Source organism: Mesorhizobium sp. ESP-6-2 (assembly GCF_020164675.1).
Lineage (GTDB): Bacteria > Pseudomonadota > Alphaproteobacteria > Rhizobiales > Rhizobiaceae > Mesorhizobium.
The window spans coordinates 136,516-161,509 of the sequence record NZ_JAIUGT010000004.1 but is presented as its reverse complement, the minus strand read 5'-3'; the positions used below and the strand labels follow the sequence as shown (position 1 = coordinate 161,509).

Below are 24,994 nucleotides of genomic sequence, written 5' to 3'. Positions count from 1 at the left end.
CGCATCGCTCAATGTCAGGCGCAAGCAAGGGAGCTTCGCCGTGACCGGCCAGGAAAGGTGGCGAACCGAGTGACGTGCACGCGCCAAGACAAGAGATCGTCAGGCAGCCCAGACGCTCGGATTGCTGTCTTCATTCCCTCTCTTCGTGCTGGCGGCACCGAGCGGGCAATGCTCACCCTGGCCAGCGAATTTGGCCGGCGCGGTTTGCCGATCGATCTGGTGCTTGGACGTGCTACGGGCGAGTATCTCGCTTTGGTTCCGAAGACGATAAGGATACAGGACCTCCGAGCCTCGCGGTTGCTGTTTTCCGTATTGGGCTTGATCCGGTATTTGAGACGGGAGCAGCCGCGGGTGATGCTGACGGCGTTACCCCATGCCAATATCGTTGGCATCATCTCGTCCATGCTGTCGCTGCGCCGGATACCGATCGTGATATCCGAAAGGAGCAATCTTTCCAGGACCGTCGCCGATACGAAGCTGGTTCGTGAGAAGTTCCTGCCATTCCTCATGCGGCTGACCTATGGTCGTGCCGACACAATCATCACTGTATCGTATGGCGTCGCGGAAGACCTGATCCAGAGCATCGGGCTCGACCGGAATTCCGTCAAAACGATCTACAATCCGCTGGACATCAAACATGTTGAAGAGCAGGCGGATGAACCGCTCGATCACCCCTTCGCGGTCGAGGATGGCAGGGTCTTGCTGGTGGCCGTTGGGCGGCTTGATTTCGCAAAAGACCATGCCACGCTCATAAGCAGCTTCGTGCGGATTGCGACGAAGAGGCCCGTCAAATTGGCCATTGTCGGGGAAGGACCGCTGCGGGGATCGCTTCAAACACTGATCGACGAACTCGAGCTGAATTCTTCGGTCGCTCTGGTCGGCTTTTCGAAGAATCCGTATCCGTGGATGCGGCGGGCAGCGTTGTTTCTTCAATCCTCCCGCAGGGAGGGATTTCCAAACACGCTCATCGAAGCAATGGCTTGCGGGACCAACGTGGTGAGCACCAACTGCGAAAGCGGTCCGGCCGAGATTCTGGAGGACGGCAAGTGGGGGCGTCTGGCCGCGGTCGGAGATGCCCAGGGTTTTGCGGCAGAAGTGATGGCCGCCCTTGATGAAGCTGATCCTCCGGACGTCAGGCGTCGGGCGCGGGATTTCAGTGTCGAAAAGGTGGCCGACGCCTACCTGCTCGCGATGGGTGTCGATCCCACGAACGCCGTGGGGAAGGAGCGGTCGTATTAAGATCCTGCACGTCATCACCGGACTTGAGAACGGCGGCGCCGAGGCAGCGCTGTACCGCCTGTGCACGGCCGAGCGCAGGCATTCCCATTTCGTCGTCTCGCTTTCGGGTGACGGAAAATATGGCCCGTTGCTTCGCGCGGCCAAAATACCGCTCGCCTGCCTGGCGATGCCAAAGGGAAGGTTGAGTCTCAAGGGGCTCGCCTCGCTCAGGCGCGTGTTCTCGACCTATCGGCCGGACGTGGTTCAGTGCTGGATGTATCACGCCAACCTCGTCGGAGGCGTCCTGGCGCGGCTTGGCGGCATCAGGCCGGTTCTTTGGGGGATGCACAATTGCGGACTGGATCCGCGGGCGGCCTCCTTTACGACCAGGGCGGTGGACAGGATATGCGCTCTCATATCCGGTATCATCCCGGCTCGGATTGTCAGTTGCTCGCAAAATGCATCGCGGCGCCACATCCATGCAGGATATTCGAGCTCGAACTGGACGATCATACCGAATGGCTACGATCTGGCCGTGTTCGAGCCGGACGACCGGGCGCGCGCACGGCTCCGTCAGGATTGGTCGATAGGTGATGGCCAGTTCGTTATCGGAAATGTCGCTCGCTGGCATCCCGACAAGGACCACCAGAATCTCTTCGCTGCCTTGTCCAGGCTGTCGATGCACAAGAGCTTTCCCTTCAAATGTGTTCTTGCCGGCCCGGGTATGACGGTTGAAAACACTGAACTTGCCGTGCTGTTGGAGCGCTATGATGTTCGCCACAAGGTGAAGCTTCTCGGGCCGAGCGACGACATTGCCGGTTTGATGAATGCATTCGACATTCATGTGCTGGCCTCCAGCAGCGAAGCGTTTCCGAACGTGGTTGCCGAGGCCATGGCATGCGGCACGCCATGCGTGGCAACGGATGTCGGGGACATCGCGATGCTTGTGGGCAACACGGGATTGATCGTTCCGCCGCGGAACCCTGACGCGCTCTCGCGTTCCATCGAGATCATGGCTTCGGAAATCCAGGATGCCCGGTCTTGGGCGAGCAGGCGGCAAGCATGTCGCGACCGCATCGCTGCGGATTTCTCGCTTGAGCGGATGGCGCACTCGTATGGCTTGCTGTGGGAGAAATCGTCCCTGGGTCGCTAAGGGGTGAAAACAATACGAATATTCAGATGGCGATGGAACGAAAGTGAAGCACCTCAAACGAGATTATTTTGTTTCGCCATTTGCGCTCACGCCGCAAATGTTGTTGCTTTTGTCGAGCTTGGTCTACTTTGTGCCATTCGTCACCGGGGGATTTCAGTATGTTGATGTCGGAAGAAGGAAGTATGATTTCATATATAACGCGGGCACTGGATATGCCATTGCGCTTTCTCTTTCTTGCATTGCTGCTGCGATGCTGGTCTTCATGCCAAGGCGACAAGATTTCGAAGTTGAATGCGACGTTCGGGGAGAGTCGATCGTAATAATTGCGATGCTGGTGGTGTTCGGAGGGATTTCGATGGTAAATCCGGCACTTTTTTCGGCCTCAAAGGCCGATGTTTTGTCATCTACCGGGCGGATCCAGTATGTATTTTACAACAGCTGCATCATCGGCGTGGTGTTCGGAGCCCTGTCGGGGTGGAAGAAATCCAGGCTGGTCATCATCTTGAGCTGCCTGGGGCTGGTGCTTACGCTTTATATCGGGCATCGCTCTTCGGTTGCCATCGCGATTTTAGCTTGTTTGTACATAAGATACAGGAACATTTCCCTGCTTTTGATCAGGAAAAGGTACATAATTGGAGGAATTGGCGCATTCTTTTTTCTTGCAGTGTACAAAGCAGTATATGCAGCAATAAAAGCAGGAAATTTTGAACTTGTAGGTCAGAAAATACAGTTCGACCAATTGTCCGATTCCGCTCTCGTGGGGCTGGAGCAGTTCGTGACATTGGCTCACCTGGATCTGGTCGTGAAATATGACTACACCTTGCCGTGCTCGAATCTTTGGCTGGTGCCTCTTTCCCTGTTTCCGTTCTCGGATACGGTCTTTGGCAAGGACGGATGCACCTACAACGAGCAGGTTCAGCCGTTCCTTTTTCCGGGTTACAGTGGTGGCGTCGCTGCAAACATCTGGGCGGAGTTCTATGCCAATTTCGGGTATGCCGGATTTCCGCTGCTCGTCGTCATTCTGTCGCTCGTCTGTGTTGCCGTCGAGGCGATAATCCGCAACGTGCGCAGCGCGGCCCTCAAGGCCGGGCTGATCGTGGCTATCGTCCATCTCACATTCTACATCCAGCGCAAGGAGCTGCTTGGTGCCTTTATCTCCGCCAAGCGAGCCGTTCTCGTTTCGCTTTTCATTTTTGGCTTGGTTTATGTGCATCGGAAGTGTTTTCCGCCGGCCCCTGCCGAGGTGATGCCGCAGGCGGCACGAGCCTTGCGCCGAGACAATGGCTGAGGACGTGACGGCGGTCGCCAAGCCTTCCGGATGGATGCGCGCGCGGCGGGTCGCACGCGACGTCACGTTTACGACGTCCGCAAGCGGAGTGGCCGCGTTGTGCTCCATCCTTGCACTGGCGCTCAACGCACGGTCGCTGGGACCAGGGAATTTTGGTACACTCGCCGTAATTCAGGCCTATGTGGCGTTTGTTTCCGGCCTCTGCACGTTTGAGAGCTGGCAGCCAGTGATCAGGCTGTGCGCGAGGTCGCCTTTGCGTCTGGGGCCGGCGGCATCTTGCGGAATCGCCCTCGATGTTTCAGCCGCCCTTCTCGCCACGGTCCTGGCGATAGGCGGGACCTTGCTGTTTGGAGAAGCTGTTGGCGTGTCGCGGGATAATCGCCTTCTGGCGATTATCTACAGCCTCACCTTGTTGGCGAGTCTTTCGGGCACGCCGAAAGGTGTGCTTCGGCTGAACGGCCGGTACGACGTCATTGCCGGCAATCAACTCATGCAAGGGGTTGCCGTGGTGGTTGCCTCTCTCGTCCTTTGGATCCTCGATGCCTCATTGCCGGCTTATGTAATCGTGCTGGCAGCGGTCGGCGCATTCTACAACCTGACGCTGTTCGTTCGCATGCTGCTCTATGCCAGGCAGGGGGACATCGAACTGTTCAACCCGCTTCGCTCCCGGTCCAAACGCCGTTTCTTCTGGGCGTTTCTTGCCACGGCCACGGGGACCAGTCTGCTCTCGACGCTTGTGAGTGCCAGGCGGCATCTCGCATTGTTCCTTGTCGCGGGCCTGCTGGGAGAGGTCGCCGCGGGCTCTTATTCGCTCGCATCGCGCCTGGCGACGATGGTTTCCCGGCTGACCGGTCCCCTGAACCAGGTGATCTTTCCCGAAATCGCGAAACTGTCCAGGCAGGAGCCGCCTTCTCGTCTATACCGCTTGAACGCCCGCATCATCGTGGTTTCGGGATGCGCCGCCGCCGGCATGGCGGTCGGGGGGGTGCTGCTGCAAAACCCCATCGTCCTTCTCTCTGGCGGTTCGGCCTACGCCGAAGCTTCGCTGCTCTTTGCCATTTTGTTCGCGGCCGAATGCTTCGGCCTCGCTGGAATGCATCTCAATCCGTTGATCCAGGTCCTGGCCGGCACGAAGCCGCTTTTGAAAATCACGGCGCTGGCGATGGCCGTCTATGTTCCGCTTTGCCTGGCTTTGTCCGGATGGATCGGAATTTCAGGCATGGCCTGGGCCGGCTTGCTCGTAGCGGCGGCGGTCTATGCGGCGATGATAGTGGTTTCGCATCTATTGTTGAAAAAGCGGATCCGCCTGGGAAAGATATCTGAAGGCTGATGTTTTGAGATACCTGTTCTGCCTGCCAAGATACCATACCAATGCGGTACCCTGGGTTCGCATTCTGACTTCGGCGGGGCACCATGTTGCGGTCGACGTGGTCGAAACGAGCGTCACGGAGAATCACGCTCTTGTTTCTCCCAACGTGATGGCTCCATCCGCGCTGTCCCGTATGATCATGCGTCGGCGCTCGAGCAACATTCCGAATTCGCCTTTTTCCTCTCCCGGCGTCTTTTCCTACTGGAAGCGCTTGCAGGCCGAAGACCCCGACATTGTGATTGTTCGCGGTGTGACGCGAAGGTTTTCCAGGGTCGCGGCACTCTGTTCAATCCTGCAAGGGCGCAGACTGGTCATCTACGACCAGGAGGACGCCACGCCTCGGGCATGGAGCGGCACTTGGGTTCGAAGAGCCGTCTTTCAGGGGCTGGGCATTCCGCATTTCACCTCGCGGCTCTCACCGAACCCTGGCCCGCTCAGGATCGGCGATGCCATATCCCTGCCATTCGGGAGCCCTTTCGAGCCGGCCCGGACTGAAGGCCTGGAAAGCAGGCCATTGCAGTGGCCGCCTCGAATTTTGGTGGTGGCAAAATACCGGGAGCGCAAGGGGCATAGTTTGCTTCTGAGGGCGTTGTCCGCGATTTCATCCATGCCCTTTTCCCTGACATTCTGCGGCGAGGAAGCAACGAATGCCGACACGGCTTTTTGTCAGGCGTTGCGGCGCGAGGCTCAGGCGCTTGGCGTGGCCGACCGGCTTCGGTTTCAGAACAACATTGCCCATGACGACATGATCTCGGTTTTTTCCGGTCATGATCTCTTGATATTGCCATCGCGGGCTGAACCCGCGGCGGTGTCTCCCATCGAGGCGGCCTGGGCGGGATGTGCCGTGCTGATGTCGCGAGACAGCGGCACGAGGCAATACATGCCCCAGGGGGCCGATTTCGATTTCAACCCCGACGATCCGCAAGACATCGCACGCGCGATCGCGGGGGTGATCGCCCGGCCCGGGGATTTGAGGCTTGCCAGGGACGCCTGCTTCGCGCGCATATCATCGCTCGCCAACGAGGACGAAATCTTGCGGCTGTTCGAGACCTTTGGGCCGGGCAGGGCACGATTGCATACGCGACGGTGAGCGGATCCGAAAGGCGGGGGGACGATGCTTGAAACCGGAAGAAAGATAGTCATCTCGATCAACACGTCCTGGAATGTCGTCAATTTCCGCAAAGGCCTCATCGAGGCGCTGCAAGGTCAGGGCTATGAGATAGCGATTGCAGCGCCCAGGGATGAGTATTCACGCCTGATCCCGCGGATGCGTTGCCGGTATGTCGAAATCGAGATGGATAATTCCGGCACCTCGCCGTTTCGCGACATGGTGCTTCTGTGGCGTTACTGGCGTCTGCTTCGCCGCGAGAGGCCGCTGGCGTTTGTCGGCTTCACCATCAAGCCCAACGTGTTCGGATCGCTGGCGGCAAACCTCAATGGCATCCCGGTCATAAACAATGTTTCAGGGCTCGGCACGGCTTTCGTCCGTGGCGGCCTTCTCCAGAAAATTGCCAAGGTTCTATACCGGCTGGCGCTGGCCCGTTCGAAAATGGTCTTCTTTCAGAATGACGACGACAGGATGCTGTTCGTCGGCGAGCGCCTGGTCCGCAAGGAGCAGACCGCGCTGCTGCCGGGCTCCGGAGTCGATCTTGTTCGCTTCTCTCCGGCGCCCCGCCGGAGCCAATCGTCCGGTGCGATCGTCTTTCTGCTGGTGGCCAGGCTTCTCTGGGACAAGGGCGTGGGCGAGTTCGTCCAGGCCGCTCGTCAGATGCGCCGCAACATGCCCGGCGCGCGCTTCCAGCTTCTTGGATTCCTCGATGTCGAGAACCGCACAGCGGTCAGCCGTGCGCAGGTCGAGCGATGGGCAGGCGAGGGCTTGGTCGAGTATCTCGGAACCACCGACGACGTCCGTCCCTTCCTGGGTGCCGCCGATTGCGTCGTCTTGCCCTCCTACAGGGAAGGAACGCCGCGCTCGCTGCTGGAAGCAGCCGCGATGGGCAAGCCGCTGATCGCGTCAGATGTGCCCGGCTGCAGGGAGGTGGTGGACCACGGCGTCAACGGCTTGCTGTGCAAGGTGAAAGACGCAGGCGACCTGGCGAGCAAGATGCTCGAATTCGCGACGATGGACCCCACATCCAGGGACAGGATGGGCATGGAGAGCCGAAACAAAGTGGAGCGGCAGTTTTCGGAAAGGATCGTCATAGAGAGCTACATGGCGCAGATAGGGAAGCTCGATGCCTCGCCATGCGATGAACCGGGCCGGCGTGTAGTTGAACGCGGTTGAAGTTCGAGCGGCGCTAAGCTTGTCTTGCTGCATTGCAGATCGGGACTCGGCTTTCGAGGGTGCTCGGCTTTGATCAAGTTGGCTCGGTGTAATCAGGATGAAAAGGGAATCGTAACTTCTCTTTGGAGGGCCAGACATCCATCGCCGACAGCTCGGGATTATTTATGCGTAATTGCTAAAATGACGTGTTGTTCAGGTCAAACTTCTCCGCATCGTGCGACACGGGTTGGAATTGTGGCAAAAAAATGTTAGGCGCTGATGTCACACCTTTTGATCTGGCATATCCGGGACGATTTGAAGGAAAGGCGAAACAGATGAATGTCATCATTAGAACCGCCGTGAGCGCGTTGGTTGCCTCGAGTGGTTTCACTTCGGTTTCATCTTTCGCCCAGGATGTATCCTGCAGCTGCGCTGCCGCCTATGGCGGCCCGGCGAGTGCGATTGGATCCATTCGTTCCGCCGATGGCGACGTGATGGTGTCGCAGTCGGTCGGCTATGGTCCTGCAAAGGCGGGGAACACTCTCGGTCTCGGCAGTCGGGTGGTAGTCGGAGCCAAGGGTTCGGCATCCGTGCTTGTTGGGGGCTGCAACATGAATGTACCGGCGAATTCCAGTCTGGATGTTTCACGCGTGGGCGGCAACATCTGTCTGAAACTCGTGGATTCGGAGCGGACGGCGGCCATCCAGCGGTCCGGCGGCACAAGTGGGTTTGGCCTGCCCGAAGGGATTTTCGTCGGTGCGCTTGTCACCAGCGGTGTGTTGGCGGCGACGCAGGATGACGACAAAGCGGTCAGTCGCTGAGGGGCGGATCACCTGAATGTTGGTGAGTTCTTTGAGTGTTGTTGATCGAAGGGGTGCGTAAGCGATTCGTTCCGGGGGCGGGTCGTTGGTTCGAAGGGGGTAGAAATGACCGGGCGTCATCGGGTTGGGGTTGTTTTAGCTTTTGTCACGCTCGCCGGGGGAGGTGCCTTGTTTGCAGCGTCCGATGCTGTTGCCCAGTCGGCACAGACATGTTCGTGCCTGGCCGCTGCGCCCGTGTCTGGCATTGTCGGCCAGTTCACCCAAGTCCAGGGTGATGTGCAGATGGCGCAGGCCGGCGGTTACGCCGGGGTGGGCGCGGGAGCGCCGATCTATCCAGGCGCGCGCATCATGACCGGGCCGCAAGCATCGGCTTCTTTGGCCATCGGCGCCAATTGCGCGCTTGATGTTCCGGCCAACGCGACCGTCAGCATCGATCCGGTGCAAGGCGGTATGTGCGTCGCGCTTGACGCGCAGCAGCCTGCTACCGGACCTGCCAATTCCGGACCTGCCAATTCCGGACCTGGCATTTTGCCGGTGCTGTTGGGCGCCGGCGCGGTTGGTGGCGCCGCCGCACTGGCTATTGGACTACAGGATGACGACGACGCAGTCAGCCGCTAGCCAAGGTCTGGTCTCGCCGGTTTGCGCAAGCTCGGGCGCGATAGTGCAGAACCAGTTGCTCACGCCATCGGAAAAACGAGCGAAGAAGCCGGGAGCCAGCTGTGCGGGCCATTTCGATGGGCTGCCCAAGCTGTTCAAAAGTGGGGCTCTGTGATGGGCATTCTCGAGGGAAGTGGCGCGGGGATGCCGGCACTGCTTGTATTGCTCGCCCTCTCTGCTTGCGCGAGCAGTTCATCATCGTCCACGAGCTCTGTCGATGCGCTGCAGCCGACATCGTCCTCAACGGCGCTTGCCGGGGGCGGCGCGCTACGGATGGTGAAGGATCTGCCGGCACCGCAGAATACGCAAAACGGCAGCGAGCAGCCGCTATCTGCCAACGATGTACTCGAAGTCAGCGTATTCCAGGTCGACAACCTGAACAGGACGGTTCAGGTGGATGCCGGCGGCCAGATTTCCCTTCCGCTTATCGGGACGATGACAGCGGCCGGCAAGACGGTCCGCCAGCTCGAAAAGGATATCGAGACCGCCTATGGCGCAAAATATCTGCAGTCGCCGGATGTGACGATTTTCGTCAAGGAATCGATAGGCCAGCGCATCACGGTCGACGGCGAGGTCAACAGGGCCGGCATCTATCCGGTGTCCAGCAGCGCCTCCTTGTTGGATGCGATCGCCCTTGCCGGAGGCTTCAACGCCGTCGGCGATGCCGGCAAGGTCTTCGTCTACCGCAATGTCGGTCAAAACAAGCTGGTCGCAAACTACAATGTCGAGGAAATCCGCGCCGGCAAGAATCGCAACCCGCGCATCTATGGCGGCGACGTGGTCGTGGTTTTCGCTTCGAAGTCGAAAATCGCAATGAACAATTTGAAGGATGCCCTGGGCCTCGCATCGAGCGCGGCCCGAATTGCGGTCATTCCGTAGGGGAGGGCCTGGCCGGCCAGGATAAGGACAACCAGGATCACCTCGCGCATGCTCGATCGCAACAGGCAGTCCCAAATCGCCGGTCCTCGACATGGCCAGGCTTTGTCCGCGGACCTCTATTATGACGGGGCGCAGAATTATAGTCCTTACGGTCGAGACTATGCCGCTCACGACGAGAGGTTCAATCCGCTCAAGCTGCTTTTCTATGTTGTGCAATACCGCTGGTTGATCGTCATGATGGCGGTGGCTGGCCTAGTTGCCGGTATCATAGTGACAATGATGCAGACGCCGAAATATCAGGCAACGACGCAGCTGGAAGTCCTGGTCCCTTCGGCAAAGGTTTTTCAGGACATCGAAGTGGTTTCCGAAAACAGCGACTTACGCGCGTTTCTGACCGCTCGCGAGAAACTGAAGAGCCGGGCGCTGGCCCAGCGCGTCGTGTTTCAGCTGGGGCTCTCCGAAAAACCGGATTTCCTGTTCCCAACCTCGAGCTTCTCGCTCAGCAACATCTTCTACCGTGCATTTGGAATTTCCAAATCGCCTTCGATCCAGGAAAAGACCCCCGAAGAGCGAGAGGCAATGGCGATCAAGCGCGTTCTGAAGGATCTGACGGTCAACCTTGTGACCAACACCAGCTTGCTGTCGATCACCTTCGTCGACCAGAAGCCAAGATACGCAAGTGACGTCGCCAACCAGGTGGCGCAGAGTTTTATCGATCAACGTCTCGACCAGACCAGCGAGACGTCCGATCTGGCGAGACAGTTCATCCAGGAACAGGTCCTGCAGGTCAAGCAGAAGCTGCAGAAGTCCGAGGAGGAGCTGGTCACCTATGCGAAGGATGCCGGCATCACCGTCACTGGCGACGACAAATCGCTGATCGGATCGAATATCGAGGCGCTGAACACAGCGCTCGCGACCGCTATCCAGGATCGTCTTGATGCCGGTCGCGTCGTGGACCAGATAGACAAGGGCCGGGGCTCCAGCCTGTCGCCGGTTCTGGAGAGTGATGGCTTACAAAAACTCAGCGAAAAACTCGCGGACCTCAAGAGCCAATATCAGCAGAAACTGAGCATTCTGAAGCCTGGCTTTCCGGAGATGCAGCAACTCCAGTCGCAGATCAAGGAGCTGACGCGGCTCTATAACAACGGCGTCCTGGCGATAACCGATTCGCTGCGCCTGAAGTACCAGGAAGCGCAGAACAAGGAAGCCGACCTCAAATCCAAGCTCGCCGAGATGGAAAAGCAGCAGGTTGTCTTTAATGACAAGAATATAAAATACACCATCCTCAAGCGCGAGGTCGATTCCAACCGGTCGCAATATGACAGCCTCATCACCAAGCTGAATGAAGTAGGCGTCAGCTCCGAGCTCAAGACGCAAAGCGCAGCCATTGTCGATTTCGCGACCCTGCCCGTAAGTCCCTATTCTCCGCGCCTGATCATCAATCTGGCGATCGCGCTAGCGCTGTTCATGGCCCTCACTGCATCGATCATCTACATCATCGAGTTGCTGAACAACACCTTCACCAATCCCGAGCAGGTCGAAAGGGAGCTGGGGCTGGCCATGCTCGGCATCCTGCCGCTCGTCGATGACCGCGAACTGATGGCCAGCATCGCCGACCAGAAGTCCGGGCTATCGGAAGCTTATCGTTCGCTGCGAACGTCACTGCAATTCTCCGGCGCGGAGGGCGCGCCGCGTTCGCTGCTGGTGACCAGCTCCGAGCCTTCCGAAGGCAAGTCGACGACCTCGTTCAAGCTCGGTCAGGATTTCGCCGCCCTCGGTGCGAAGGTCTTGCTTATCGACGGCGATCTGCGCAAACCGAATCTTCATCGGCTGTTCGGTCTCGACAACGCGATCGGGTTGAGCAATCTCCTGACGAATACCGTGCGCAAGGAAGATGTGGCGGGCATATTCAGGACGACCAAATATCCCAACGTGACCGTGCTGACGTCCGGAACGATCCCGCCCAACCCTGCGGATCTGCTTTCATCGCCAAAGATGGCGCTGATCGTCACCAATCTCGGCAAGCGCTTCGATCTCGTCATCGTCGACGCTCCGCCGATCGTCGGCCTGTCCGATGCGCCCATTCTCAGCCGGCTCGCCGAGGGCACGCTGGTGGTCATTTCCACCAACCAGGTGACGCGCAAGGCGGCCAAGACGGCGCTGAAACGCCTGCGCGCAGCCGGAGCGAACGTGATCGGGGCGGCAATGTCGAAATTCGCGGTGAACAGGTTCGACTACAACTACGCCTATAAATACATGAACTACCAATATTACGAACATGGCGCGGGCACGCCGAAGATTGAGGGCAAAGTCGATGACGGAGCAGGCCAGCCCGCTCATGCAAAATCTCCTGCGTTCAAGCGTTTGGTTCGTCGCCTCCGTTCTGGTGTTGATGGCTTCGTCGATCGGGCTAAGTCGGCTCCTTGAGGAGGGAACGCCGAGCGTGTCTCTGGCACTGGACCCGCTGAACGCAGATGCCTTGATAGACGAAATTGCCGGCGAGCTGAACAAAACGAGCGCCGATCTCGGCGCCCTGGCCGCCAAGGCCAAGAACGCACTTCGCTTCAATGTCGCGGACGCCCGTCTCTACAGCCTGATCGGCGAGATCAGATATCGGCAAGGCGAACAGGCCCAGGCTTTCGAACTTTTCGACCAGGCGCGAAAACTGTCCAAGACTGAAATCCATGCGCTGCAAAGGTCCATCGATCGCTCGATCGCGGCAGGCGATCTGGCGAGGGCCGTGGGCGAGATCGACACCTTGCTGCGCCGGTGGCCAGACCAGTTTTCGGCCATCGCCCCAGGCTGGCCTGCCATCCTTTCCAATTCCGACGGCTATCAGGCCGTGCTGGCAGCCCTGGAGGCAGAGGCGCCGTGGCGTGGTAAGCTTTTTCTCGCCCTTGGCCAGAACCCGCAAAGCCTGGGACCTGCAAACCAGCTCCTGCTCGATCTCGGGCGCACGGGTGCGCCGCCGACCTCCAGCGAATTGTCCGCCGTTATCACCGGTTACATCAAGCAGAAGGACTATGGCCCGGCCTATCGGCTGTTTCTTTTCAGCCTGTCCGATCAGGAGCGTAAGCTGGGCGGCTATATCTTCAATGGCGGCTTCGAGCCGCTCTACAGCGGCAAGCCGTTCGACTGGGTGATACACGACCGATCTGGGCTGGAGATCACCTTTGCCGGATCGCAAGGCGCGGATGAAAGTGAAAGCGACAGCGGGGCGACGGTTCGATTTCTAAACACGCCGGTCAAGAACGCCGCGCTTCAGCAATATGTCGAATTGCCCCCCGGTTCTTACCGGATGTCCATGACCGCGTCCGCGACAAATCTCAAACTGCCAAAGCAGCTGTTCTGGTCCGTCAGATGCGCGGACCCGTCAAGCGAGATAGCGCGCTTCAACATACCGGAAGGCACATTCAACCGGCGAAGCCTGAGCCTGGATTTCACCGTCGGACCGGCTGCGTGTCCGATACAGTTGCTGAGGCTGGAAACAGCCGCAATTGCCGAGAGCTGGCGGTTTCGATACGTCGGCACGCTGGTCATGCACAGATTGAGCATCGAAAGGGTGCCGTCGTGAGAGCACGGTCACGGCAGCCCGGGCAGTGGGACAAATACCTGCTTGGGTCGGTTCTTTTCCTGTCCCTGCTGATTGGCGGCGGCACCGCGAGCGGTCTCTACACCGAAACGCTGATCGAGATCGCGGCGATTCTCTCGGCCGCGGCCATCCTGTCGCGGCCCAGCGGACAAACAATTCCCCTGGCGATCTTGTGGCTGATTGCTCTCGGCCTCGCCGTGTTCTGCTTCCAGATCGTTCCGCTGCCCGCGGCCTTGCTCGATGGGTTGCGGCCTGAGGTGCTGCTTGCCAAAACCTGGATGGATGGTGAAACGCAATCGCGCTTCGTCAGCGTCGGCGTCGGGCGCACGATCGAGTGCATGTTGTATTTCGCCGCCGCCGCGGCATTTTTCCTCGGCGTCACCCGCCTGCGCACCGAGCAGGTCTACGGCCTTGTTCCCTTCTTTTTCATGGGCGTCATCTGCAACGGCCTGGCCGCGGCAATCCAGTATTCGCTCTCCGATACGGTCGCCATAGAAGGATTGCTGCCGTTTACGATCAATGCGGGCCTGTTTGCCAATCAAAATCACTTTTCGGCCTTGCTCTTCGTCTCCATTCCATTCGTGGTCTATTATGGCTTGTTCCGTGGACATCTTCTGTCCGGATCGCTTGGGCTGACGATGCTCTTGCTGCTTCTTCTGGCAGCCGGCTCGCGCGCCGGCATTCTGATCGGACTGGCGATCACCGCGATATCCGTTGTCTTCCTGTCCGCTCGCTCAAGGGCGGGCGGATATGGCATTCTTGCGGTTTTCATCGGTCTTTCCGTCTACACGATCGGCGCATGGGCGAAGATCGACGCGAAAGCGGTCGACCCGGCTTTCGGGAGAGCGGAGTTTGCCCGCACCACGATCGAAGGGATTAAAGAGAACTGGGTGACCGGCGTTGGTTTCGGCAGTTTTCCGAAAGTCTATCAAATTTACGAAAAGGGAGAGATGATTTTCAGAACTTATGTAAATCATGCCCACAACGACTACCTCGAATTGGCCCTTGAGGGCGGCATACCGGTCGTTTTGTTAATGATTGTGTATGCCATATTGCTTTTCGCCTCGTCGGTCCGGATTCGCCGGGAGCCGTTACAGAAGGCTGCATTTCTTTCGGTGTCGTTTTTGCTCGCTCACTCTCTTGTCGACTATCCCTTGCGAACCGCAGCACTCGCGATGACGTTTGCCTATTTGAATGCGATGGTCTTTCACAAGGGTTTTGCCGAGCGGCTGAACCAAAGGCGCGAGATGGGCGAGATAGGCCATCACGATGAAGACAATCTGCTTGTCCCGGCCAGGACCTCGGGCCCGGCAAGGCAAGGGGGGTTGGCCGGGGCCGGGGACACTCGCTCGGCGCCTTCGTCGGGCACCAGATTGACAAGCCGCGGCATGAAACCTAAGCACGGGCGGCTTGTGTCAGGGGAGGGGACTTAGGCATGTCAAGGAGAGTTTCTTGAAAGGAATTATCCTTGCTGGAGGCAGTGGAACGCGCCTTTATCCGCTAACGTTAGCGGTCTCCAAGCAAATACTCCCGGTATACGACAAGCCGATGATCTATTACCCGCTGAGCGTTTTGATGCTTGCGGGGATTCGAGAGATTCTGGTCATTTCCACGCCGCGGGACCTGCCGGTTTTCCGCGAGCTGTTGGGCGATGGATCGGAATTCGGGCTTGAGTTGTCCTACGCCGAGCAGCCGCAGCCCAACGGGCTTGCGGAAGCCTTCATTATCGGCCGTGACTTCATCGGCGCGGACAGCGTGTCGATGATACTGGGCGACAACATTTATTTTGGCGACGGATTGTCCAAGCTTTGCCGCACCGCGGCATCGCGCGAAAGCGGCGCTTCGGTGTTCGCCTACCATGTCGAGGATCCGGAGCGCTATGGCGTGGTGTCCTTCGACAAGACCACTGGAACCGCGCTCACGATTGAGGAAAAACCACAGAAGCCGAAATCCAACTGGGCCGTCACCGGCCTTTATTTCTACGACAACGAGGTTGTCGACATCGCCTCAAGGATTCGGCCCTCGGCTCGAGGCGAGCTCGAAATCACGGCGGTCAACAATGCCTATCTCGAGCGTGGCCAGTTGCAGGTGCATAGGTTGGGGCGTGGCTACGCCTGGCTCGATACCGGCACTCATGACAGCCTGGACGATGCTTCTTCGTTCGTGCGTACAATCGAACGTCGCCAAGGCATCAAGGTCGCCTGTCCGGAGGAAATCGCCTTCGAACAGGGCTGGCTGCGGGCTGAGGAGGTGTTGCAGCGCGCAACCCGCTTGGGAAAAAATGAATATGCCGCCTATCTGCGCCGCCGGGTGGTCGAGTTGTCGGAGGACTAGATGCTGGAGGTGAGACCCCTTGGCATCGAAGGTCTGCTCGAAATCATTCCGAAGCGGCACGGCGATGCCCGTGGCTACTTCACCGAAACCTGGAACGCCGCACGCTTCGCCGAGGCCGGCCTCGAACTCGCCTTCGTCCAGGACAATCACTCCTATTCCGCCGCGGCCGGTGTCGTCAGAGGGCTGCACTATCAGTTGCCGCCACGTGCCCAGGACAAGCTGCTGCGCGTTGTCAGAGGCAGTGTCCTTGATGTCGCGGTCGATATCCGCCGCTCCTCGCCGACATTCGGAAAATGGGTTGCCCTCGAGGTCTCGGCCGAGAAGGGCAACCAGATCCTGGTGCCCAAGGGCTTCGCCCACGGCTTCATGACGCTCGTGCCCGATACCGAGGTACTGTACAAGGTGACCGACACCTATTCGCCCGAACACGACCGCTCGATCCGTTTCGACGATCCGGCCATCGGCATCGAATGGCCGCCGCCGGCTGGCGGCTTCCAGCTTTCTGACAAGGACCTCAAGGCGCCGCTGCTCGCCGCCGCGGAGGTGTTTGCCTGATGAACATTGCCAGATGCAGGGGGCTAGCGGCATGAACTTTCTGGTGACGGGCGGGGCCGGATTCATCGGTTCGGCGGTGTGCCGGCATCTGTGCGCCAACCCGGCCTACCGGGTGACCAATCTCGACAAGCTGACCTATGCCGGCAACCTGGCCTCGCTGCGGCCGATCGAAAATGCACACAATTACAGCTTCGCTCATGCCGACATCTGCGACGAGAGGGCGGTGCTCGACATATTGCGCCGCGACGATATCGACATCGTCATGAACCTCGCCGCCGAGAGCCATGTCGACCGCTCGATCGATGGGCCGGGCGCCTTCATCGAGACCAACATCGTCGGCACCTACCGGATCCTCAATGCAGCGCTGGAATACTGGCGCGGCCTGTCCGACGACAGGAAGGGCCGTTTCCGCTTCCATCACGTCTCGACCGACGAGGTGTTCGGTGACCTGCCCTTCGATGGCGGCATGTTCGTGGAAGAGACGCCTTACGCGCCTTCTTCGCCCTATTCCGCCTCCAAGGCGGCCTCCGACCATCTGGTGCGCGCCTGGCACGAGACCTATGGCCTGCCGGTGGTGCTGTCCAATTGTTCGAACAATTACGGACCCTACCATTTTCCCGAAAAGCTGATCCCGCTCGTCATCCTCAACGCGCTCGACGAGAAGCCGCTGCCGGTCTACGGCGTCGGCGCCAATGTGCGCGACTGGCTGTTCGTCGAGGACCATGCGCGCGCGCTGGAACTGATCGCCACCAAGGGGCAGCCGGGTGAGAGCTACAATGTCGGCGGCAATTCGGAACGCACCAATCTGGGTGTCGTCGAGACGATCTGCGATCTGCTCGACGCCAGGCGCCCCCGCGCCGGCGGTAAAAGCTATCGCGACCTGATCTCTTTCGTAACCGACCGCCCCGGCCATGATCGCCGCTACGCCATCGACGCCTCCAAGATCGGCCGCGAGCTCGGCTGGGCGCCGAAGGAGAATTTCGACAGCGGCCTGGCAAGGACGGTCGACTGGTACCTGGACAACAAATGGTGGTGGGGACCGATCCGCGAACAGCGCTATGCTGGCGAGCGGCTGGGCGAGGTCCGCAAGGAGGCCGTGTGAGGCTCGTTGTCACCGGACGCGAGGGCCAGGTCGCGGCAAGCCTTCTGGAGGCCGGGCGCGAAGACGTCGAGGTCGTCGCCATCGGCCGGCCGCAACTCGACCTCGCGCGGCCCGAGACCGTGATCGACGCCCTCGCCGCCGCCAAGCCCGATATCGTCGTGTCGGCCGCCGCCTATACGGCGGTGGACCAGGCCGAGGACGAGCCTGAGCTGGCCTTTGCGGTGAACGCCGCCGGCGCCGGCGAGGTGGCGCAGGCGGCGGCTCGGCTCGGCGTGCCCGTCATCCATCTGTCGACCGACTATGTCTTCGACGGCACCAAGGACGGTCCCTATCTGGAAACCGACGCGACCGCGCCGATTGGCGTCTACGGCGCCTCCAAGCTTGCCGGCGAACAGGCCGTGGCATCAGCCAATCCGCGCCACCTGATCCTGCGAACGGCCTGGGTCTACAGCCCGTTTGGCAAGAATTTCGCCAAAACCATGCTGAGGCTGGCCGGCGATCGCGACGAGATTTCGGTGGTGGCCGACCAATGGGGAAATCCCACCTCCGCCCTTGATATCGCCGACGCGATTCTGCATGCGGCAGCACGGCTGCACCGCAACGAGGATTTCGCCGCGTGGGGCATCTATCATCTGGCCGGCACGGGCGGGACCAACTGGAGCGGCTTCGCCCGCTATATCCTGGACACAAGCGGTGGGCTCGGTGGCCCCTCCGCGCGGGTGCGCGATATTGCTGCGACGGACTATCCGACCAAGGCGCGCCGCCCCGCCAATTCACGGCTGTCGAGCGCGAAGTTCGCCTCCGTGTTTGGATGGAGTGCGCCGGACTGGCGGCTATCGACGGAAGCGGTGGTGCGGCGTACCTCCGTCTGAGAGCCCGTTCCGGGTCACGGACGGGCGAACCATCTGCCAAGCAGGAAGCTGACTAGTCCGCAGCACACGGCCGCTTAGCCCTAATTGAACAACGATTCGTCCGGCTCCTGCCCCGCATCGCGCAACGCGACAAGCCCGGAATAGGCTTTCATCGCCTCTTCAACCCCCATGATGCCCGTGGCCCTGCCACGGTGCATGACAATGCACTTGTTACAGAAATCACGGATGAGGCTGTCGGAATGCGATGCCAGCACCAGGACTCCAACACTGCGCATGAAGCTTTCGAGGCGTTCGCGGGCTTTGTGCATGAAATGGGTATCGCCCGCGCCGATGCCTTCGTCCAACACCAGTATGTCAGGCTGAATGGCGGTCGAAATGGCGAAGGCCAGTCGCGCCTGCATGCCGGTGGAGTAGGTGCGGATCGGCATATCGAGATAGCTGCCGAGTTCGGTGAAGCTCTCGATTTCGGGGATGAGCTCTTCGATTTTGCTCCGGCGCAGCCCGAGCAGCAAGCCGCGTATTCGAATGTTCTCATAGCCCGTGGCTTCGGCATCTATGCCGAGACCCATATCGAACAGCGATCCAACGCTGCCTGAGACGTCGATCGATCCGGTGGTAGGGTGATAAATACCCGAAATAACGCGCATCAATGTGGACTTGCCTGCACCATTGGTTCCAATGAGGCCAAGCCTGTCACCCGCGGCGAGCTCAAGGCTTACGCCGCTGAGCGCCCGTACCACCACCGTGTTTTCATCGGCGGAGTTGATCCTGCCTCCTGTTCCAGCCGACAGGATGGCATTTTTGAACGAGCGTGACCGCGCCGAATAGATCGGGAGATCAAGGGTCACCGATTTGAGAGAGACACGTGTCATCCGCCAGCTCCGCTATAGCCAGAGCGCCAGGCGCTTGTAGGCTCGATTATAGATCAGAGCGGCCACCGTCCAGCCGACTACCGCCATGACAATGCTGCCGACCCACTGCAGCGTGACAGGCATATTGCCCAGCATCGGCTCCCGAACCAGCTGGATAAGCCAGTAGAGCGGGTTGTAATCTATGGCAGCGAGATAGTTGGAATTGCTCGAACTGGCCGTCCAGAAAACCGGCGTCAGGAACATTAGAAAGCTGAGGAAATTCCCGACCACAAGTGGAATGTCTCGGAACCGGGCCGAAACGGTTGCAAGGATCACCGACATCCAGCCGAGATTGAGAATCAGGAGAGCCAGGCCCGGGATCGCCATGAGCAGGTTGCCGCTTATCGGGATTCCGGTAAACAGCACGACGAATGGATATAGGATCATCGTGTGGAGAAATATCAGCACCTGCACCCATAGGGTTCGCAATATGTTTGCGCAGACGGGCTGGGGGAGGCTCTTGATATAGGCCGCGCGTCCGATCAGCGCCTGACAGGATTCCGCCAGAGCCGTCGACAGAAATTGCCAGATCATTATCCCGATAATTATGTATGCGATAAGGTTGGTGATCGGGCGTCCCTGGATGGACGACATCATGAATCCAATGCCGCCGGCAACAGCCGCCGTGCTGATCACGATCCAGAATGGCCCGATAGCCGAGCGCCGGTAACGCTGCCGTATATCGAAGGAGCCGAGGCTGAGCCAGGATTCGAAGGCAGCGACGGCAGCCAGAATATCACTTGTTCCTGATCGCGGCCGGGTCGTTGTGGGAGCACCCGAGACAGTCATGATATCACCAGTGGCAATTCGGCGGGGACTCCGGCCTGAGGGGCTAGGCGAAGAGGCCTTGCCCGCGAATTGAGGCAGGCCGGCGATCCCCGCGGAATTGCGTGGCTCGCGGTTGGCGGTTGAGGGCAGCGCTTAACATGAGTGTTGCAATAAGCCAAGGCATCACCTTGATGGCTGGCGCTGGCTGCCACGTTGCGCGCCATCAGCCGGTGCCGAAGGGGCTTCTGGCAGCCACCGTCACCGACGACTGTGAACAGGTGCTGCTGCCCGGCCGCATCCTTGTGAAGGCCAGCGGGCGCTTCGAGCATACGCCTGGACTTCGACCATAGGCGCTGGGTTACGCACCGCGACCGGGAGCGCGAGGTCAAGGCACGGTAGCCACGCTGCCTGGACTTTCTGCTCGGCCGATAGGTGATGAAATTGGGGTCGCGCAGATTGGTTGATAGACAAATGGCCTCACGGGTGGCAAATACCCGCGGCATGAAGGCTGCTTTCATTCAGACTGCGCTAATGTAACGGCTTCGGGGCCAGGTGAACATTGCTTAGCGCGATCCGCGCTGTCTATCGTGGCTCCGGCCTGAAGGCCAAATTCACCTGTGCCGCTTTTCTCCTAAGCCAGCACAAACCGATAACGAACCGTTGTTTTCCGATTCTACGATCCCCGAGCCCGGACTGCCCAGCGCCCCAGAAAGCCACTGCCATAGTTCGAATTCAACCACAATAGAGTCCACCAATGCGAATTGACAGTCTGACTTCCCTGCGGTTCTTCGCCGCCGCTGCCGTGCTGATCCACCACATGGAGTTCTTACAGAAAAGCCCGTCGCCAGATGTCCAGATGGTATATGGCTGGTTCTTCGAAGGCTTTGCCGGCGTTCAGTTCTTTTACATCCTGTCCGGGTTTGTAATCGCCTACAGTTTCGCCTCAAGAGGGGAGTCGCTGAGCTTTGGCGATTTCTTATTTTTCCGAGCCGCCCGCATTTACCCGATTCACTGGCTGACATTGCTAGCAGCAACGTATTTCTACGGCGCCTTGAATTCACCTAGTTTTGACGTGTGGCTGCGTTTCTTTACGAATGCTGCCCTTTTGCAGAGCTTCGTTCCTGATGTATTGTTCTATTTTGGTTTCAACGGAGTTTCCTGGAGTATCTCTACCGAAATGTTTTTCTACGCAGCGTTTTGCCTCTTCGTCCCACTGAGTAGCCGTGCGATAATTTTCTCCTGGTCGGCTCTGATGTTGGTTATTGTCATCAACATACTAGCCGTCCATCTTGATAATGGTTTCTCAAGCTGGCTTCTTTACATCAACCCGGTATTCCGGTTCATCGACTTCCTGACTGGCGTCTTGCTTTACAGGCTGTTTGTCGCAAGACCGCTGCAAATGTCACACCGGGCGGCGACCGTTGCCGAGTTCGTGTCGATAGCCCTTGTTGCACTTTCGGTGATTGTCGCAATGGAGTGGGCAGTTCCGCTCCAGTGGCGCTGGGATGTCTACTACGTGCCGTCGATGGCCCTCATGATCTTCGTATTTGCCCATCAACGCGGTTTTGTCTCAAGCATGCTAAATAATCGGCTGTTGGTGCTACTCGGCGATTCATCGTTTGCCCTTTACATGGTGCATCAGATCGTTATCACCCTTTCACCATGGGTTATGCACCCTGAAACCATTCTGCGCCTGGAAGACATGGCGAAGGTAACTGTGATCCTCCTGTTGGTAGCAATCGCACTGTCAGTTGCCCTTCATGTCTGGTTTGAAAAACCGGTCAACACATGGCTTCGGCGGTGGTGGACAAAGCGGAAGGTGGTCTCGGGCGTCGACCCTGCCGTCACCTAAGACGGGTAGCTATTCCCGAGCGGGCGCGCCCGAGACAGTCACGATCTCGCAGGAGAAACTCCAGCCTGGGAGGCCAGACGAGAATCCTGCGTGCGCATTGCTGCCAAGCCAGCAATCCCGCGGCATTGCGGGGCTTGCGGCTGGCGGCAGCACTTCACGTGAGTGTTGCAATAAGCCAGGGCATCACCTAGTGCTTCGCCCGAAGGCGAGATCGGCGATCGGGATATTGGTATGAGCTAGTATCTTTTTAGTATCGGACGCCGGGTCTCTACAGATATAGTGTAAATTTCCGGAGAAAGATGCGATGGCTGGAACTGCCGACGAGTTGGAACCCGTCCTGTGGATGGATTTGACCGCCACACTGCACGCCACTGGCGGAGTTGTCGGCATTATCCGCGCGGAGATGGAGCTGGCGGTCGGTCTTTATCGCAATCGGGCAAATGTCCGGTTCTTTTGCCTGCGAGGCGAGACGCTTGTGGAAGTGCCGGCTTCTGACCTCGATTGGCTCTTGTCTTCGGAAAATGTGGCGGATGCGTTTGTGGCGCGCCTGAAGAATTCGGGGCCCTCCGGGAAGCCTTCACGGGAGAATGGCGTCGATGCGATGCCATCCCACATTCGTACCGAAATTCAACGGGTCAGCCAACTCGACGTCAGTCGCTTCAATCGTTTTCGGGCGGGCCGCGGCCTGTTGATAAACGCAATGGAGCCCGGCTGGCGAGGTGTTGTGCGCGTGGCGACGGCGCCGCTCGTGGCGGCAGGAGCCGCTTTCTCCAAAGCAGGGACCTTCGGTCGTGCCATCCGCGCAAACATACCGCGCGGCTCAACACCGCGCGCGGGATCAGGTCTTGCAGCTCCTGTCGGGGTTTCTCATCCGTTCAAGGATGGGGATATCGTCTTCAGTGCGGGGTTTATGCTGAACGACAAAGAAAGGATAATAGGGCGCGTTAAGGAGTTTGGAACGAAGGTATATTTGGGATATTTGATTTATGACACCATTCTGATTGGACGTACTACGAAGCATCTTTATTTAGATTATGGGATAGATCTTTTTCAGAAGTATTTTGAGTGGGCCTCTCGCAATTGTGATTTCTTGATCTATGGTGGCCAGACGGCGCTCAATGATTCGCAACGCATACAGACGGAGCGCAACCTACCCATGCCAGCCGCAGCCGCCATTCAGTTTGGCAGCAATCTCGGCAATGGCTCAAAGGCCGGCGAGGACGATGCTATAGTACTGAGAAGATTGGGGCTTTCGACCAAGTTCATCATGACGGTGGGCAGCATCGAGGGTCGCAAAAACCACGAGACGTTGTATCGCGCCTATGTGATGCTCCTTGATAAAATGGGATCGGCCGCACCACAGCTCGTGTTTGCAGGGCGGCCAGAGTCGTATTCTTCGTCGGACCTGATGGACACACTGAAGCGGGATCCGCGCATCCAAGGCAAGCTGTTGGTGATGCAGCCGTCTGACGTCGAACTCGACACCTTGTACCGAAATTGCGAGTTCACCATGTTGCCAACACTCTACGAAGGCTGGAGCCTGACGCTTCCGGAAAGCCTTGGATATGGCAAGCTTTGCCTATGTTCGGATGTCGAACCGCTTCGCGAGGTCGGGAGCGATCTGGTTGACTATATCCCGCCTTGGGATGTCGTTAGTTGGCGCGACCGGATAGAGTTCTACGCAACCAACCCGGAGGTCCTGGCGAAACGCAACGCCGATATCGTGGCAAAGTGGAAGAACACGACCTGGAACGACTGTGCTATCGCACTCAACAAGGCCATCACTTTGCTCCATAACTCAGCAGCCTCTGCTATTACTCCCGTGGTCGAAACTCGGCCTTTGTGGATGGATCTTTCGCTAAGTTACCTGGTTCCACAGAGGGGAATATCAGGCATTATTCGCGCCGAACTTCTGTTCGCGCGTGAGTTGCGCAAGATAGATCCCGGCGTACGCTTTTTCGCTTGTGACCGGGGTAGGGCGTTCGAGATACCGAAGGGAAACCTCGAATGGCTTTTCTGCGGCGAAAATCTCACAATGGACTTTATTCGGTTCAACCAGATGATGGATGAGCTGGCGCTTGAGGGAACCTATCGCAGTCCCTTTATAGTCTCGGATTTAGGTGACCATACAACGGTTAAGACCAGGCTCTCGCGGTTACAGGAAGGGCCAAAGATGCGCAACCCTTGGGATTTCCGCGAGGGTTCGCTACTGATCGCCAGCGCGCTGCCCACAAAATGGCAATCTTGGCTATATCAAAAGGCGGCGAGCCGTCGTCAGGCGGAAACGCTTGACGACAACACATCGGCGAACGCCTCGATTTCACACCGAGGGGATATGAGTGTCATCCCCGATGGCGCCATTGTATTTTTTGCCGGCATTGATTGGACGCTGATATCGCTCAAGGTGTTGCGCGATATGCCGGATCGCCAGCGATTGTTTCTGGCCCATGTTCTCTACGACATGACACCGACGATCACGCCGCATCTGCATGTCAGCCAAAATCCGCCGATCTATCTGAAATTCCTGGAGCTGGTTTCCAACACATTTGACTTTATCATCTACGGTGGGAAAACAGCGCAACGCGACGCGGCCCTCATCCAGAAAGAAAATGGCTTCGAATCGCCTGATAGCGTCGCCATTCACTTTGGTGGCGATATTGTTAAGATGGATAGTACGGAGGAGCGGGACCGGGAGCTTTTGCAATCGCTGGGCGTGACCGGAAAGTTTCTGCTGGCCGTCGGTACGATCGAAAACCGCAAGAACCACGATACGCTCTACAAAGCCTACCTCACCTTGCTGGAGCGCGGCGGGGACGTGCCGCAGATGATATTTGTGGGTGGGCAAGGCTGGCATACCGGCGATTTCATGAACCGGATGACTCGTGATGACCGGGTAAAGCATAAAATCATCATTACACGTGCCAATGATGCGCAGCTCGATGCTCTCTATCGCCATTGCGAGTTCACGCTTCTGGCCAGCCTTTACGAGGGGTGGAGCCTGACTCTGCCGGAAAGCCTCGAATACGGAAAGTTCTGCCTGGTTTCCGACGTAGAGCCGCTGCGTGAGGCGGGCGGGGATCTCGTCGATTATGTGTTGCCCTGGGATGTGATGGGGTGGGCGGACAAGATCCGTTACTATCTCGATCATCCGGCACAATTGAAGAAGCGTGAACGTGCCATCAAGCGTAACTGGAAAACCTACAGCTGGGCGGATTGCGCGAGGGACGTATACGCGGCATTGCAAAGCAATGCCGACGCCCACTTCGCCAAGCTTGCCGGCACATCCACCGAAATATCTCAGCCTGTGAACTCCCGTGCAGGCGCAGCCAGGCGCTCGCAGCGATGAGCTGACAGGGCGGC

21 protein-coding genes and 1 pseudogene are annotated in these 24,994 nt (G+C 58.6%); 20 read left to right on the top strand and 2 right to left on the bottom strand.

Translation table 11 applies throughout. From position 1 onward, the window contains the following. Nucleotides 1–57 precede the first annotated feature (57 nt). From LB532_RS13245 to rfbD, 17 genes and pseudogenes are all read left to right on the top strand, one after another. Nucleotides 58–1,239: a glycosyltransferase gene (locus LB532_RS13245; RefSeq protein WP_318011218.1), complete on the top strand. Its 1,182-nt coding sequence runs from the start codon at nt 58–60 to the stop codon at nt 1,237–1,239. Then, a pseudogene (locus tag LB532_RS30325) lies at nt 1,157–1,741 on the top strand (glycosyltransferase); the annotation flags it as partial. The gene LB532_RS13245 and the pseudogene LB532_RS30325, both read left to right, overlap by 83 nt. 12 nt (nt 1,742–1,753) lie before the next feature. After that, nucleotides 1,754–2,371, top strand: a complete 618-nt coding sequence (locus LB532_RS13235; protein WP_224556933.1) for a glycosyltransferase — start codon at nt 1,754–1,756, stop codon at nt 2,369–2,371. Nucleotides 2,372–2,414: 43 nt separating this feature from the next. Continuing rightward, complete coding sequence (locus LB532_RS13230; RefSeq protein ID WP_140638693.1) at nt 2,415–3,659, top strand: O-antigen polymerase; 1,245 nt, start codon at nt 2,415–2,417, stop codon at nt 3,657–3,659. After that, a complete protein-coding gene (locus LB532_RS13225) occupies nt 3,652–4,989 on the top strand; it encodes a lipopolysaccharide biosynthesis protein (RefSeq protein WP_140638694.1) in 1,338 nt (445 codons plus the stop codon). The genes LB532_RS13230 and LB532_RS13225 overlap by 8 nt, the downstream gene beginning before the upstream one ends. A 148-nt stretch (nt 4,990–5,137) precedes the next feature. Further along, on the top strand, nt 5,138–6,118 hold the full coding sequence (locus LB532_RS13220; protein ID WP_318011221.1) for a glycosyltransferase family 4 protein: 981 nt from the start codon (nt 5,138–5,140) through the stop codon (nt 6,116–6,118). Between the two features lie 24 nt (nt 6,119–6,142). Continuing rightward, nucleotides 6,143–7,312 (top strand): glycosyltransferase family 4 protein, encoded by a 1,170-nt coding sequence (locus tag LB532_RS13215; protein ID WP_224556876.1) that lies wholly within the window; start codon nt 6,143–6,145, stop codon nt 7,310–7,312. 245 nt (nt 7,313–7,557) lie between these two features. Next, a complete protein-coding gene (locus LB532_RS13210) occupies nt 7,558–8,112 on the top strand; it encodes a hypothetical protein (RefSeq protein WP_224556874.1) in 555 nt (184 codons plus the stop codon). Between the two features lie 105 nt (nt 8,113–8,217). Next, complete coding sequence (locus LB532_RS13205) at nt 8,218–8,730, top strand: hypothetical protein (RefSeq protein ID WP_140638697.1); 513 nt, start codon at nt 8,218–8,220, stop codon at nt 8,728–8,730. Nucleotides 8,731–8,751: 21 nt separating this feature from the next. Next, entirely contained in the window at nt 8,752–9,648 is an 897-nt protein-coding gene (locus tag LB532_RS13200) for a polysaccharide biosynthesis/export family protein (RefSeq protein ID WP_224556872.1), read from the top strand. 48 nt (nt 9,649–9,696) lie between these two features. Continuing rightward, nucleotides 9,697–12,075, top strand: a complete 2,379-nt coding sequence (locus tag LB532_RS13195) for a GumC family protein (protein ID WP_140638698.1) — start codon at nt 9,697–9,699, stop codon at nt 12,073–12,075. 16 nt (nt 12,076–12,091) lie between these two features. After that, complete coding sequence (locus LB532_RS13190) at nt 12,092–13,222, top strand: tetratricopeptide repeat protein (protein WP_224556870.1); 1,131 nt, start codon at nt 12,092–12,094, stop codon at nt 13,220–13,222. Then, entirely contained in the window at nt 13,219–14,673 is a 1,455-nt protein-coding gene (locus LB532_RS13185; protein ID WP_140638699.1) for an O-antigen ligase family protein, read from the top strand. The genes LB532_RS13190 and LB532_RS13185 overlap by 4 nt, the downstream gene beginning before the upstream one ends. A gap of 19 nt (nt 14,674–14,692) precedes the next feature. Continuing rightward, nucleotides 14,693–15,574 carry a glucose-1-phosphate thymidylyltransferase RfbA gene (rfbA, locus tag LB532_RS13180; protein WP_140638700.1) on the top strand — a complete coding sequence of 294 codons (882 nt, stop codon included), beginning with the start codon at nt 14,693–14,695 and terminating at the stop codon, nt 15,572–15,574. Next, on the top strand, nt 15,575–16,129 hold the full coding sequence (gene rfbC / locus LB532_RS13175) for a dTDP-4-dehydrorhamnose 3,5-epimerase (RefSeq protein ID WP_140550994.1): 555 nt from the start codon (nt 15,575–15,577) through the stop codon (nt 16,127–16,129). It begins immediately after the preceding gene. A gap of 31 nt (nt 16,130–16,160) precedes the next feature. Continuing rightward, a complete protein-coding gene (gene rfbB / locus LB532_RS13170; protein ID WP_140638701.1) occupies nt 16,161–17,231 on the top strand; it encodes a dTDP-glucose 4,6-dehydratase in 1,071 nt (356 codons plus the stop codon). Then, on the top strand, nt 17,228–18,103 hold the full coding sequence (gene rfbD / locus LB532_RS13165) for a dTDP-4-dehydrorhamnose reductase (protein ID WP_140638702.1): 876 nt from the start codon (nt 17,228–17,230) through the stop codon (nt 18,101–18,103). The genes rfbB and rfbD overlap by 4 nt, the downstream gene beginning before the upstream one ends. Before the next feature lie 80 nt (nt 18,104–18,183). Here the strand turns inward: rfbD and LB532_RS13160 are convergent, their stop codons facing one another. Together LB532_RS13160 and LB532_RS13155 are read right to left on the bottom strand one after the other, a co-directional pair. Then, nucleotides 18,184–18,951, bottom strand: a complete 768-nt coding sequence (locus tag LB532_RS13160) for an ABC transporter ATP-binding protein (protein ID WP_224556866.1) — start codon at nt 18,949–18,951, stop codon at nt 18,184–18,186. Nucleotides 18,952–18,987: 36 nt separating this feature from the next. After that, the gene (locus LB532_RS13155) at nt 18,988–19,803 is read right to left on the bottom strand and encodes an ABC transporter permease (RefSeq protein ID WP_140638704.1); all 816 of its coding nucleotides are present in this window, start codon (nt 19,801–19,803) and stop codon (nt 18,988–18,990) included. Between the two features lie 137 nt (nt 19,804–19,940). On the opposite strand from LB532_RS13155, the gene LB532_RS13150 reads away from it, so the two are divergent. From LB532_RS13150 to LB532_RS13140, 3 genes are all read left to right on the top strand, one after another. Further along, complete coding sequence (locus LB532_RS13150) at nt 19,941–20,132, top strand: hypothetical protein (protein WP_140638705.1); 192 nt, start codon at nt 19,941–19,943, stop codon at nt 20,130–20,132. Between the two features lie 404 nt (nt 20,133–20,536). Further along, nucleotides 20,537–21,634: an acyltransferase family protein gene (locus tag LB532_RS13145; RefSeq protein ID WP_140638706.1), complete on the top strand. Its 1,098-nt coding sequence runs from the start codon at nt 20,537–20,539 to the stop codon at nt 21,632–21,634. Nucleotides 21,635–21,938: 304 nt separating this feature from the next. After that, complete coding sequence (locus tag LB532_RS13140) at nt 21,939–24,980, top strand: glycosyltransferase (RefSeq protein WP_140638707.1); 3,042 nt, start codon at nt 21,939–21,941, stop codon at nt 24,978–24,980. The last annotated feature ends 14 nt before the right edge of the window (nt 24,981–24,994 follow it).